Source organism: Candidatus Syntrophosphaera sp., assembly GCA_019429425.1.
In the GTDB taxonomy this organism is placed as follows: Bacteria; Cloacimonadota; Cloacimonadia; order Cloacimonadales; family Cloacimonadaceae; genus Syntrophosphaera.
The window spans coordinates 1-12,420 of record JAHYIU010000074.1 but is presented as its reverse complement, the minus strand read 5'-3'; the positions used below and the strand labels follow the sequence as shown (position 1 = coordinate 12,420).

Below are 12,420 nucleotides of genomic sequence, written 5' to 3'. Positions count from 1 at the left end.
TGGAAAGAGGAATCCAGCGCTCGGGGGCATTCAATTCTATGGGGGGCTCTGTAGCACAAATACGACACTACAGCTCAGAAATATAACAACGAAAAACAGTCAACCTATTTCAGGACTTGACAGGGCGATAGGGACAGAAAACAGGCGGGGAGAGGGAAACAGGTGTCCGGAAAAGAGGCATGGCCCGAGCGGTCAAAACAAATCCTTTACAAGAAACGGGAAGCTCGAAAAAGGAGACAAACGGTACCCCGGGCAGGCTGGTCCAGGGTGATCAAACACAGATGGAGAAAGGAAAAGCGACACTTGCCAAAAGCACAGGACCAAGCGGAGAAAACAGCGCGCAGCGAACAGCGGAAACTCTACACGGTTTCCCGGGTTTACCGCGTTTCGATCCTTGAAGGCGTTTTTGCCCAGATCTATGGCGGCCTGGCAAACATCGGCAGCAGTTTCATCACCAAATTCCTGGTGCTCTTGGGTGCCACGCCTCTTCAATTCAGCGTTCTGAGCGCCCTCGGACAGGTTTCCGCGGTTTTCCAACCCCTCGGAGTGGCTTTGATGCACCGCCTGAAAAAGCGGCGCAGGGTATGCATCCTGGTGACCGCGGCGGGCCGTTTCCTGACCTTTTTCATCGGCGCGGCGCTCTGGTTTCACGATCCGCAATACGGCATCATCTACGTGCTGGCCCTGCTCTTTGTCAGCGCGGGTTTGCAGGCCGCGGGGGCCAATATCTGGATCGCCTGGGTGAGCGACCTGATCCCGGTTGGGATCCGGGGCCGCTTCTTTGCCCGGCGCAACCAGATACTGGTGTTCGCCGGACTCGTCGTGGGCTACATTTTCAGCTACTTCACCGACCTCTTCGAAAAAGGGGGCGGCAGCCTGAGCGGAGTTTTCTCCAGATGGCTGGACCCGGAACTGTTTTTCACCCCGGCGAACCAGACCCGGTTCCTGGCCGCGGTATTCGTTATCGCGGCCGTGCTGGGCTTCATCGGCCTGGCAATCCTGGCCCGGCAGCCGGACCGGAAACGCTCGCTCCAGCAGAACCTCGCCCTCCGGCAGCAATTTCTGGAACCCTTTGCCAACAAGAATTTCCGGCTGCTGCTGGCCTTTGGGGTCTGGTGGATGCTGGCGATCGGGGTGGGCAGCGCCTTTTGGGGCCCTTTCATGCTGAAGAAACTGCACATGAGCATGTTCCAGATGCAACTCTACGGCACCCTGCACATGGCTTCTTCCCTGCTTTCCTACACGTTTTGGGGCAGGTTCATAGACCGCCATGGAAACAAGGCCGCGATGCTGATATGCGTGATCCTGGGCGGCCTCAATCCCATGTTCTGGCTGACCATGACGCCCCAGAACTACGGAATTCTGTGGTTTGAGGGCCTGATCTCGGGTTTCATGTGGGCCGGAAACGGAGTCGTGATCACCAACTTCGTCCTGGCGATCGCCGGTAAGGGCCGGGAACAAACCTACAGCGCTCTATATGGCGCGATCGCGGGGGTGAGCATGATGGCCTCAACCCTGCTCACAGGCGTGTTTTTCCCCGGCAAGCTGGATATCGGGATCAGGATCCTGGAGCCGGAACAGGTGGTTTTCGGAGTGGGCGGCATCCTGCGCTGGCTGAGCATCATCCCGCTTCTGGGGGTGCGGGAAAGGATGAAATAGGTCCCCGGGGCAAGATCTGGTCCAAAGCGCTTGCCATCCTGCAGTTTGGCTCCGTTGAAGCAGGTTTGGAAAAACTCGGATACAGACCCGGATTTGCACAGAAGATGCACCGAAAGGAAATCGCCTCTTCATTGCCAACATTATGATAACCAGATAGATAGCGATTTTGATTGACAAAAATGCCTGCCTGTGGGCAGTTGATTTTTTTTAATGTAAATCGTGCGATGCGGTCGCGGGCCACCCTGAAAAAGCTTGAAACTGCCTTCAGTAAAGGGTCCCGCCTATCGCCCGGCATCTGAAGACCCGATATAAACAAAGGAGAACCAAATGGCTGTTCCGAAAAGAAAGACCTCGAAAACACGCAGAGATAAACGCAGGACCCATGACGCGCTGCCGCTTCCGGCCGTGACCACGTGTTCCAAATGCGGAGAACCGACGCGTCCGCACCACGTTTGTGACAATTGTGGGACCTACGCCGGCAAGCAGATCAAAGCCGCCAAGGAGTGATGTGCGCATTGCCGTAGACGCTTTCGGGAGCGACAAAGCGCCGTTTCCTGAAATCGAGGGCGCGATCCAGGCAATCAAGGAAGATTTCTGCCAGGAGATTGTGCTGGTGGGGGACGAATCAATTCTGCGGCATGAGCTGGAAAAGTATTATTACGATCCGGCCCGCATTAGCATCGTCCATGCCAGCGAACGCATCACCATGGAAGACCACGCCGCCGAGGCGGTCCGCGCCAAAAAGGATTCCTCGATGGTGCGAACGGTCGAACTGCACAAGTCCGGCGAGGTGGACGCGGCCCTGAGCGCGGGAAATTCCGGCGCCTTCATGGCCGCATCGCTGCTGAGCTACGGACGCGTGAAAGGTGTTTCGCGCCCGGCGATCGCCGTGACGGTTCCCACCCAGAAACATCACGAGATCCTTCTGGACATGGGCGCCAACGTTGATTGCGATGCGGAAAACCTGCTTCAATTCGCCCAATTGGGCAGCATCTATTTCAGCTATACCTACAAGGTCGAAAAGCCCCGGGTCGCCCTGCTCAACATCGGCGAAGAGAGCGCCAAGGGCAACTCCATCACCCGCGAGGCGCATCAGCTTCTGGTGGGAGCCAAAGACCTGAATTTCATCGGCAATATCGAAGGCAAGGACGTTTTGAAGGGCATCTGCGACGTCGTGGTCTGCGACGGATTCGTGGGCAACGTGGTTTTGAAAACGATCGAAGGCGCGGTCATTTCCGTCTTCGACATCCTAAAAGAGCAATTCAACAAGGACTGGATCGCCAAATTCGGCGCCATGCTTTCCTATCCGGTTTACAGCTATCTGAAAAGGAAACTGGACCACACCGAATACGGCGGCGCTCTTTTGGTCGGGCTCAACGGCACCAGCATCGTCTGCCACGGACGGAGCAACGCCCTGGCGATCAAAAACGCGGTCCGCTTCGCCGTCCGCATTGCCCAATCGGGATTCGTGCGGCACACCAAAGAGTATTTTGAGAGGATTCAGTAATGCCTTTGTACAACGCGAAATTCTCAGCCTTCGGGAGCCACGCTCCGAAGAAAATAGTGAACAATTTTGACCTGGAAAAGCGTGTCGATACCTCCGACGAATGGATCCGCTCGCGCACCGGGATGTTCGAACGCCACTATGCCAGCCCGGATGAGGCTGCCAGCGATATCGCCACCCAGGCTGTCATCAATGCCGTCGAAGCTTCCAATGTGAAATATAAGGATATCGACCTGATCATCGTGGCCACGGTGACCGGAGATTATCCCTTCCCCTCCACAGCCTGCATAGTGCAAAAGAATCTCGGCCTGAAAGGCATTCCCGCCTTCGACGTTTCCGCCGGCTGCACGGGCTTTGTTTACGCGCTCGACGTGGCCAAGAACTACGTGGAGAACGGCGGCATCAAGAACGTGCTGGTCATCGGCGTGGACATCCTGACCAAGATCACGAACTGGGAAGACCGGGGAACCTGCGTTCTCTTCGGAGACGGAGCCGGTGCCACCATCGTCTCCCGGGCCAAGCGGAGCGACATTTCCCGGATCATCGATTCTCTCATCCTTGCCGACGGCAGCCAAAGCGACCTCTTATACCAAGCCGCGGGCGGTTCCAGGATGCCAGCCTCTAACGACAGCGTGGATCAGAACCTGCACACGGTCTACATGGAGGGAAACAAGATCTACAAGAACGCCATCCGCTCCATGTTCGCATCCACGGATGAGTTGCTGCGCCGCAACAAGCTGGAAACCAAGGACGTGGACTGGATCATACCCCACCAGGCCAACCTGCGCATCATCGAAGGCCTCGCGGACAAGCTGAAGGTCCCGATGAGCAAGGTGATCGTCAACATCGAAAAATACGGCAACACCTCCTCAGCCACCATTCCCTTGGCCATGGACGAAGCGATCCGCAACAAGAAGATCCGCCGCGGAGACATCATCCTGCTGACCTCGTTCGGTGCCGGCCTCACCTGGGGCAGCATCCTGGCCAGATATTAAGGGGGCCAAAATGAAGACTGCTTTTGTATTTCCCGGACAGGGGGCGCAATATGTGGGCATGGCAAGTGATTTCATGGCCCAGGAACCGGAATTCGCGGCGCTGCTGCTGGAATTTGACCGGGAACATTGCACGGAGTTGGAAAACGTGATGCTGGAGGGACCTGAGGACCGGCTCAAGGAAACCAGCCACACCCAGCCGGCAATCCTCTTCCACAGCATCTGCGCCTTGCAGAGCTTTGCCCGGCGCTCCGGACTCAAGCCGGATTTCGTGGCCGGCCATTCCCTGGGCGAATTCACCGCTCTGGTGGCCAACGGGACCCTGAATTGGAAGGATGCCATGCATCTGGTCCACAAGCGCGGAGAGTTCATGATCAAAGCCAACGCGGGCGTGCCTTTTGCCATGGCCGCCGTATTGGGCCTCGCCGCACGGGACGTCGTGGATATCTGCGCGGAAGCCGGATCCGCGGGACTGGTGAGGGCCGTGAACTTCAACACGCCGGTCCAAACGGTGATCTCCGGAACCGAACCGGGAGTCGCCCGGGCTTCTGAACTGGCTAGGGAAAAAGGCGCGAAACGCGTCGTCCCGCTCGTGGTGGGCGGTCCTTTCCACACCGAACTGATCCGGGACGCGAGCCTCTGGCTGGCCGCGGAAATGCAAACCGTGGAATTCAGAGACTCAGCCATTCCCCTGGTCTCCAATGTGGACGCGCTTCCCAACACCAGTGGCTCCGTGAGCCGGGAAAAACTCACCCGCCAGGTGATCTCGCCGGTGCTTTGGGTGGACTGCGTGCAGCATATGATAGATGCCGGAGTGCGCCGTTTCATCGAGTTCGGACCGCAAAAAGTCCTCTCTGGAATGATAAAGTCTATTGACAAAGATGCGCAGGTTTTAAATTTGGACAAACTTGCGGATCTTGACAGTTTGCTGAGTGAACTGGAATGATGTAAGGCTTATTCAATAAAAGGTTTAACAAGGATCAAATGAAATACGACCTGAAAGATAATGTTGTGGTGATCACAGGTTCCGCCCGCGGAATCGGCTTCGCGATCGCGCAGGCCTTTGCCGCGCAAAGCGCTCACTCCGTAATCATCGACCTGAACCAGGAACTGGTGGACAAGGCCGTCCAAGCCCTCGCGGAGAAAGGTTTATCCGCCTCCGGATACGTGGGAAACGTCACCGATTCCGCCGGCATGGACGAGGTTTTTTCTTCCATCATGGCGGCCCGGGGCAGGATCGATTGCCTGGTGAACAATGCCGGGATCACTCGCGACAATCTGCTTTTGCGGATGAAGGAAGAGGAATGGAGCCTGGTGATGGAGATCAATCTCAAGGGCACCTTTCTCTGTTCCCAAAAGGTTTTCAAGCACATGATGAAGGCTAGAGCCGGCTCGATCATCAACATCGCCAGCGTGATCGGGATCATGGGCAATGCCGGCCAGGCCAACTACGCTGCCTCAAAAGGCGGCATCATCGCCTTCACCAAAAGCTGCGCCAGGGAATTTGCCTCCAGGGGTGTGCGCGTCAACGCCATCGCCCCGGGATTCATAGAAACAGAAATGACCGCCACTCTTCCTGAAGAAGTGGTGGCAGGCTATGCCAAAGCGATCCCGCTGCAGAAGATGGGCAGCCCGGCCGACGTTGCCAGGCTATGCCTGTTCCTCGCTTCGCCGGAAAGCTCTTACATCACCGGTCAGACCATTGCCGTCGACGGCGGCCTGACCATGCACTAAAGCGTTGAAAGGGAAACCGTTCAATATAACACACGCTCTTCAATAAACATAGGAGGAATAATGGATATTGAAGCCAAAGTCAAACAGATCGTGATGGACAAACTCGGGGTGGAAGAATCTCAGATCGTCCCCTCGGCCAACTTCATCGAAGACCTGCGCGCCGATTCACTGGACACGGTGGAATTGGTGATGGCATTTGAGGAAGAATTCTCGATCAGCATCCCTGATGAAGATCAGGATAAGCTCCGCACTGTCGGACAAGCCATCGATTATCTGAAGGAAAAGCTGGCTTAAAAAACCACCCGAATCAATCCTGATAGCTTCTGCTATCAGGATTGATTCTTTAATTTTATTCAACAACCGCCGTCATTCCGGCCGCGGGCAAATCCTGCTCCGGAAAGGGATGGAACATTTCGACAAGCAAGTTCTTCAAGTGAGGTTCAGACGATGAAAAAACGAGTGGTAATCACCGGTTTGGGCGCCATAACGCCCGTGGGGCACAATGTTGCCGAGACCTGGCAAAACCTGGTGGACGGGGTCTCCGGAGTGGCCACCATCACCAATTTCGACACATCCGCGATCAGCAGCCATATCGCCGCCCAGATCAAGAACTACAAGACAGAAGACCATTTTGACACCAAGGAAGGCCGCAAGCTCGACCTCTTTACCCAATACGCCCTGATCGCCTCGCGCGAAGCGGTCAAAGACGCGGGGCTGGTTTCCTACTCTGGGGATGCCAGAAGGGTCGGCGTGATCACGGGTGTGGGCATGGGCGGAATCCTCACTTTCGAAGAGGAAGCCATCAAAAAACATACCCAGGGCCCGCGCCGGATCAGCCCTTTCTTCATACCGAAGATGATCGGCAACATCGCCGCCGCCCATATCGCCATCGAAAACGGCTTCAAGGGCATCAACTTTAACGTGACCAGCGCCTGCGCCAGTGCCAACCATGCCATCGGAACCGCCTTCCGCACCATCCAATACGGCGACGCGGACATCATCATCAGCGGCGGAGCCGAAGCGGCCGTGACCTTGCTGGCGATCGGCGGATTCTGCGCCATGCGCGCGCTTTCCACCCGCAATGACGAACCGGCCAAGGCTTCCCGGCCTTTTGACGCCGAGCGGGATGGATTCGTGATGAGCGAAGGAAGCGCTTTGATCGTTTTGGAGGAGCTGGAGCACGCCAAGGCCCGCGGGGCCAGGATCTACGCGGAACTGGCCGGTTACGGCGCCACCGACGACGCTTTCCACATCACCGCGCCCACCGAAGACGGCGCCGGAAGCGCGGAAGCGATGCGGACCGCCATCGCCGATGCCGGCCTCAAGCCCCAGGACATCGACTACATCAATGCCCACGGGACTTCCACCCCCCTCAACGACAAAGGCGAGACCCTCTCCATCAAAAGCTGCTTTGGAGACCACGCCTACAAGCTGAAGATCAATTCCACCAAATCCATGGTCGGCCATATGCTCGGCGCTGCTGCTGGGATCGAGGCCATCGTCTGCGCCAAGACCATCGAGACCGGGATCCTGCATCCCACCATCAATCTCACCCATCCCGATCCGGATTGCGATCTGGACTACGTTCCGCACCAAGCCCAGCGCCTGGACGTAAATGCCGCCCTCTCCAATTCCCTGGGTTTTGGCGGACACAACGCGTCCATAGTGATCAAAAGATACGTCTGAGAAACAACGCGAAGGATGGGGCTGACCATGCAGAACTGGCTTTGCCGCCGCGGAGGCGAACAATGAAGAGGATCATCCAAAAGATCAGCCAGTATTTCAGCGGCAAACAAATCTCGGAGCAGTATCCCAAATGGGAAAAGAGCCTCAGCCAGTTCCAGAAGAGGATCGATTACAATTTCCACGATACCACCCTGCTCAGGGCCGCCCTCACCCATAAATCCTACCTGCGGCGCAAGTTTGACGACCACAAGACCCCCTCGCCTTTCGAGCGCATGGAGTTTCTGGGCGATTCGATCCTGGGCTTCATCGTTTCCCGCGAGCTCTTTTCCCGCCATCCCGACGAGGCCGAGGGAAAACTCAGCAAACTCAAGTCCAAGATCGTTTCCGAGACCTATCTGAACCTCAAGGCAAACACCCTTGAGATCGGAAAATATGTCCTCCTCAGCCCCGAGGAACACCAAGCCGGAGGCGCCAAAAAACCTTCCATCCTCAGCGACACCATCGAAGCCCTGATCTGCGCCATCTATCTGGATAGCGGGATCGCCTCCGCCTCGCGCTTCATCAAAACCCACATCCTCACCGACTATGAGACCACGGTCACCCGCAACGAACTGGTGAACTACAAAAGCATCCTCCAGGAGCACATGCAGTCTCGCAACCAGGAACCGCCGCGTTACGTGACCATTGCCGAAGAGGGGCCCGAACACAACAAGACCTTCACTGTCGAGGTGCGGCAGGATGGCAAATTGCTCGGCTCTGGGAAAGGCTCCACCAAAAAAACCGCCCAACAGGAAGCCGCGCGCAGCGCCTGCCAGAAACTGGGGATCTAGCCCTGCCCGCTCCCGATCAGGTTTTTTCCTTTCTCAAGACTCTCAAAGCCACCTTTATAAAAGAATAACGTGCCTCCAACCGTGATCTCCCGTTCAATCTCCAACTTATTAAAATCCGGATCTTTACCCCATCGCCCCCCTTATCATTACGGTGTCAATACGGACTCATTACGGACTTTGTCCGTAATGAGTCCGTATTGACACCGTAATGATAAGGAGAGCCAAGACTGGAGGGATCATGCAACTCATTGTCAATGAAGGTGATGGGAGAGTGGGCTGGAAGGCGGGGGAAAACCGGTGAACAAGCGGCATCTGATCTATCCTTTGTTTTTGCCCATGCGGGGCTGCCCGCGCCGCTGCGTTTATTGCGACCAGAACAAGATCAGCGGCTCCGGGGAATTCGACCTGGAAAACGCAGTCGGTGAAGTGGCTGGGTTTATCCGCCGCAATCCCGGACGGGACAAGCAGGTGGCTTTTTACGGGGGAAGTTTCACCGCGCTGGATGAGGCTTTCCGGAGCGAAGTAATCGAGCGGATCGGCTCAGTCTGCGATCCCAAGACCACTTTCCGTATCTCCACCCATCCCCTGTATGTGGAGTCCGCGATCCTCGACTGGTGCGCGTCAAAAGGGATCCGGACGATCGAGCTGGGGATCCAGGATTTCTGCGACGCGGTTCTGGTCCGGTCCGGACGCGGCTATACCGGCCAAGAAGCCAGGGAAGCGGCCTTGCGGGTGAAAGAAAGAGGCTTCGAACTCGGCGCGCAACTGATGCCAGGGCTTCCGGGCTGGAGCGATGAGAGCCTCAGGATCAACCATGATGCCCTGGCAGAGCTGAAACCCGCGCTGCTGCGGCTATATCCGCTGATCGTGATCAAAGGTACGCCTCTGGAGCGGATCTACCTGGAGGGCAAATACAAGCCGCTTTCTTTGGAGGAAGCCGTGGACCAATGTGCGGATTATTTTCCCCTGGCCAAGGCCAACGGCATTCGTATCATCAAGCTAGGCCTGCCGGCGAACCTTTCACCCGAGGCAATTGTTGCCGGTCCCTGGCATCCCGCCTTCGGCGAATTGGTGCGGGCGGAATTACGCTACCGCCTGATGTTTGATCCGGCCTCAGACACGGCGACGCAGGAACTTAGCGAACGAGACCTGGCCCTGATCCGGGTTTACCGGGGTGCTGAATTCAACCCGCAGCAAAGAGATCTTTGAAGGCTATCTAAAAGTCAAACAATATGTTATGCCATATGAGCTAAGAAAATGCTTGACAGATGATGCGGTTACCGGCTAAGAGAACAAATATTGCAAATAACAAGTTTTGCGCTCCGGCGCCCAAGGACTCGCACATGAGTAAGTACTTTCTGCCCGCGGTTGTCTGCTTTTTGTTTTTCCTGACCGCCTGCGACATCACCCAGCCCCGGCTTCCCAAGTGGAACGTGGACATTTCCGTGCCCCTGATGAACCAAAGGTTTATGGTTTCGGACCTGGCCGACAGCGTGCATATCATCATCGGCGAAGGGCAGGTCCTGACTCTCACCGATACCGGCTATGCCGAATCCGATCCCTTCGGGGACGTGAATTTCACTCCCGCCATAGATTTCAGCGCCGTTCCGCTCTTTTCCGGTATCCAGGTCGAACTGGACCTGCCCTTTTCCGATCCCGCGGACGTAGTGCACCTCACGTACGGCAGATTCGACGAGGGAGTGCTGAACTACTTTTTCAACATCGCGGACCGGGAAAACACCCAGATCAGCCTTGTCTTGCCGGAAGTTCTCAACCCCGCGGGGCAGCCTTTCACCATCATCTACGACGGCAGCATCGGCTGGCAGAGCGCGAGCATGGTGGGATACGAGATCGGGACTGAAAACTCCGGGCAGGTCTTGGAGCACATTGACGCGATCCTGACCATTACCTCAAACCATCCGGACGGAACACCGCTGGGGACCGCATCGATCCTGATGAATGAGCAGGTCGGCTTCAACAAGTTCCAGGGCTACCTGTTCAACTATGTGCGCGAACTGGTGGGCGAGGCATCCCTGATCACCATCGACTATCCCTACGAATTGGAAAACGCGATCCAATTGATGCATGCTTCCGTAGCTCTGCAAGTGACCAACGAAGTCGGCTTCGCGGCTGAGTTCCGGGGCGAATTGCGAGCCAGGAACAACAGGACAGGATTGGAGCACATTGTCCCGATCTGCGATGACATTGGCCAAAACTTCCGCGTCAATCCGGCGTCCGTAAGCGGCCCCACGATCACGGAACTGGTTTTTTCCAGCCATGTGAGCGAATTGCTGCAGATCCTGCCGGACGAGATCGAAATCCAAAACGCCTACCTGCTCATCAACGGCGGCTACAACGGCATCCCGGGATTCGTGGAGGAGGGGAAACGGATCTTTTGCCACTACCAGATCGACGCGCCGCTGGAATTGGTCCTTTATGAACACACATTCGAAGACAGCGAGCCCACCGCTGTGGAGATGTCCCCGGAAATCAGAGACCTGATCAGGAATACGGTGGCCAGCTCATACTTGGCTTTCGAGGTTGTAAACACTGTCCCCGTGGGCGGGCGGGCCACTTTCTACATCTCCAGAAACAACCAGATCGACACCAACGATCCGGCCACTTTTGCCATCAGCCGGACTATCACCCTGCATTCTTCCCAATACACCGGCCCCGAGGTGGCTGCTGACGGCGTCCAGACCATCCGGCTGGAACTTTCCGAAGCGGAATTGCAAAGCTTTGACAGCCCGAAGGTCTATCTGCTCTGGACCTTCAGCTTTGAGGCGACCGACGGAGTCGTGACCATAACCGCTTCGCCCGCGGATTATGTCCAGGTGCGGAGCATGCTGAGCGCCAACCTGCTTATCGAGGTGGATGAATGAAAAAACCCGTTTTTTCCCTGCTGTTGCTGCTGGTTCTTACAGCCTTGCCGGCAACCACTTTCACGTCCCGGTCCCTGCTCTTTGCCGACAGCTACATGCTGCGAGCCAAAGGCAGCGAGGCCAACTATTGGAATCCCGCCCTGCTCAACGAACTCGACCGCGATTTCTGGCTACCGGTTCTGAACCTGGGTGTTTACGCCACCAACAATTCCTTCGATCTGGCGCTTTACAACCATATAATGGATCGGGATTTCTTGACTGAGGTGGATAAACAAATGATCCTGGACGCCATCGACGGCAAGGAAACTTTCGGCCTGGGCGTGAATATGGGCCTGTTTGGCTTCACCATGGGCAAGCTGGCGCTGAGCAGCTCAGTTCAGGTGGGAATGCGCGGATCGCTGTCGGAAGAGTATCTGGAGCTTTTGCTCATGGGCAATGGGGACGGCAGCCAGGTCTATGAATTCACGGAAGAAGAGAACTATCTTGAAGCTTTGGGCCATACCGACCTGACCCTGGGGGTGGGAGACATCCAACTGCCACTGCCTGCAGATCTGGCCCCGCTTCGCTTTGGCGCCTCGGCCAGTTTGTTGGGCGGCATCGGCAACGCATATACTGAAGAGTTTTATGGCAGATTCAGCACCAGCCTGGAAGAGGGCCTTGGCCTGGAACAAAACGTCACCCTCAGGACAGGATTGGCCGGATATGGCTTCAAAGGCATGCTGGGCGTGGCTTGGGACCCCATTGAAAACCTTTCTGCCGGGCTTACCTTGGACAACATTTTCGGCTTCATCAACTGGCAGATGGAAACCAAGGATTACACTTACCGGGCTTCGGTGGATAGCGTCTATATCGCGGACCTGGGCGAAGATCTGGAAGACATCTTCACCGAGGAATCCGCGGAGATCGAGATCGATCCCTACTCCACCAAACTGCCGCCTGAAATGAGGCTGGCAGCCATGTACCGCCTGCCCTTCGCGTCTGTCTCCGCGGATTTTGTGCAGGGTTTTGGGAACAGCGTCAACGTGAATAAGCAGGCCAGAGTCTCACTGGGCGCGGAATTTCTGCCAGTTGCAATGCTTCCGCTCTACCTGGGATTCGGGACCGGTCACGCGGATTATCCCTGGCGGGTTTCC

Annotated in this window: 13 protein-coding genes; all 13 read left to right on the top strand. The window is 56.4% G+C overall.

Annotated elements, in window-relative coordinates; genetic code table 11:
* A partial coding sequence (locus K0B87_07785; GenBank protein MBW6514641.1) for a hypothetical protein occupies window positions 1–271 on the top strand: 271 nt, incomplete at its 5' end.
* A gap of 32 nt (window positions 272–303) precedes the next feature.
* On the top strand, window positions 304–1,659 hold the full coding sequence (locus K0B87_07780; GenBank protein MBW6514640.1) for an MFS transporter: 1,356 nt from the start codon (window positions 304–306) through the stop codon (window positions 1,657–1,659).
* A gap of 327 nt (window positions 1,660–1,986) precedes the next feature.
* A complete protein-coding gene (gene rpmF / locus K0B87_07775) occupies window positions 1,987–2,166 on the top strand; it encodes a 50S ribosomal protein L32 (GenBank protein MBW6514639.1) in 180 nt (59 codons plus the stop codon).
* A 1-nt stretch (window position 2,167) separates the two neighbouring features.
* A complete protein-coding gene (plsX, locus tag K0B87_07770) occupies window positions 2,168–3,166 on the top strand; it encodes a phosphate acyltransferase PlsX (protein MBW6514638.1) in 999 nt (332 codons plus the stop codon).
* A complete protein-coding gene (locus K0B87_07765; protein MBW6514637.1) occupies window positions 3,166–4,158 on the top strand; it encodes a ketoacyl-ACP synthase III in 993 nt (330 codons plus the stop codon). The genes plsX and K0B87_07765 overlap by 1 nt, the downstream gene beginning before the upstream one ends.
* 10 nt (window positions 4,159–4,168) lie before the next feature.
* The gene (gene fabD, locus K0B87_07760) at window positions 4,169–5,101 is read left to right on the top strand and encodes an ACP S-malonyltransferase (GenBank protein ID MBW6514636.1); all 933 of its coding nucleotides are present in this window, start codon (window positions 4,169–4,171) and stop codon (window positions 5,099–5,101) included.
* Between the two features lie 38 nt (window positions 5,102–5,139).
* A complete protein-coding gene (gene fabG / locus K0B87_07755; protein MBW6514635.1) occupies window positions 5,140–5,889 on the top strand; it encodes a 3-oxoacyl-[acyl-carrier-protein] reductase in 750 nt (249 codons plus the stop codon).
* 57 nt (window positions 5,890–5,946) lie between these two features.
* Window positions 5,947–6,183 (top strand): acyl carrier protein, encoded by a 237-nt coding sequence (locus tag K0B87_07750; protein MBW6514634.1) that lies wholly within the window; start codon window positions 5,947–5,949, stop codon window positions 6,181–6,183.
* Window positions 6,184–6,336: 153 nt separating this feature from the next.
* The gene (fabF, locus tag K0B87_07745; protein ID MBW6514633.1) at window positions 6,337–7,575 is read left to right on the top strand and encodes a beta-ketoacyl-ACP synthase II; all 1,239 of its coding nucleotides are present in this window, start codon (window positions 6,337–6,339) and stop codon (window positions 7,573–7,575) included.
* 62 nt (window positions 7,576–7,637) lie between these two features.
* The gene (gene rnc / locus K0B87_07740) at window positions 7,638–8,405 is read left to right on the top strand and encodes a ribonuclease III (protein MBW6514632.1); all 768 of its coding nucleotides are present in this window, start codon (window positions 7,638–7,640) and stop codon (window positions 8,403–8,405) included.
* Window positions 8,406–8,702: 297 nt separating this feature from the next.
* Window positions 8,703–9,614: a radical SAM protein gene (locus tag K0B87_07735; protein MBW6514631.1), complete on the top strand. Its 912-nt coding sequence runs from the start codon at window positions 8,703–8,705 to the stop codon at window positions 9,612–9,614.
* A gap of 134 nt (window positions 9,615–9,748) precedes the next feature.
* Window positions 9,749–11,287: a hypothetical protein gene (locus K0B87_07730; protein MBW6514630.1), complete on the top strand. Its 1,539-nt coding sequence runs from the start codon at window positions 9,749–9,751 to the stop codon at window positions 11,285–11,287.
* A partial coding sequence (locus K0B87_07725) for a hypothetical protein (GenBank protein ID MBW6514629.1) occupies window positions 11,284–12,420 on the top strand: 1,137 nt, incomplete at its 3' end. The genes K0B87_07730 and K0B87_07725, both read left to right, overlap by 4 nt.

Bases quoted from the DNA above. Each gene is read 5' to 3' on its own strand.
- rpmF (MBW6514639.1), top strand. From the start codon at position 1,987: ATGGCTGTTCCGAAAAGAAAGACCTCGAAAACACGCAGAGATAAACGC.
- K0B87_07765 (MBW6514637.1), top strand. From the start codon at position 3,166: ATGCCTTTGTACAACGCGAAATTCTCAGCCTTCGGGAGCCACGCTCCG.
- fabD (MBW6514636.1), top strand. From the start codon at position 4,169: ATGAAGACTGCTTTTGTATTTCCCGGACAGGGGGCGCAATATGTGGGC.
- fabG (MBW6514635.1), top strand. From the start codon at position 5,140: ATGAAATACGACCTGAAAGATAATGTTGTGGTGATCACAGGTTCCGCC.
- fabF (MBW6514633.1), top strand. From the start codon at position 6,337: ATGAAAAAACGAGTGGTAATCACCGGTTTGGGCGCCATAACGCCCGTG.
- rnc (MBW6514632.1), top strand. From the start codon at position 7,638: ATGAAGAGGATCATCCAAAAGATCAGCCAGTATTTCAGCGGCAAACAA.
- K0B87_07730 (MBW6514630.1), top strand. From the start codon at position 9,749: ATGAGTAAGTACTTTCTGCCCGCGGTTGTCTGCTTTTTGTTTTTCCTG.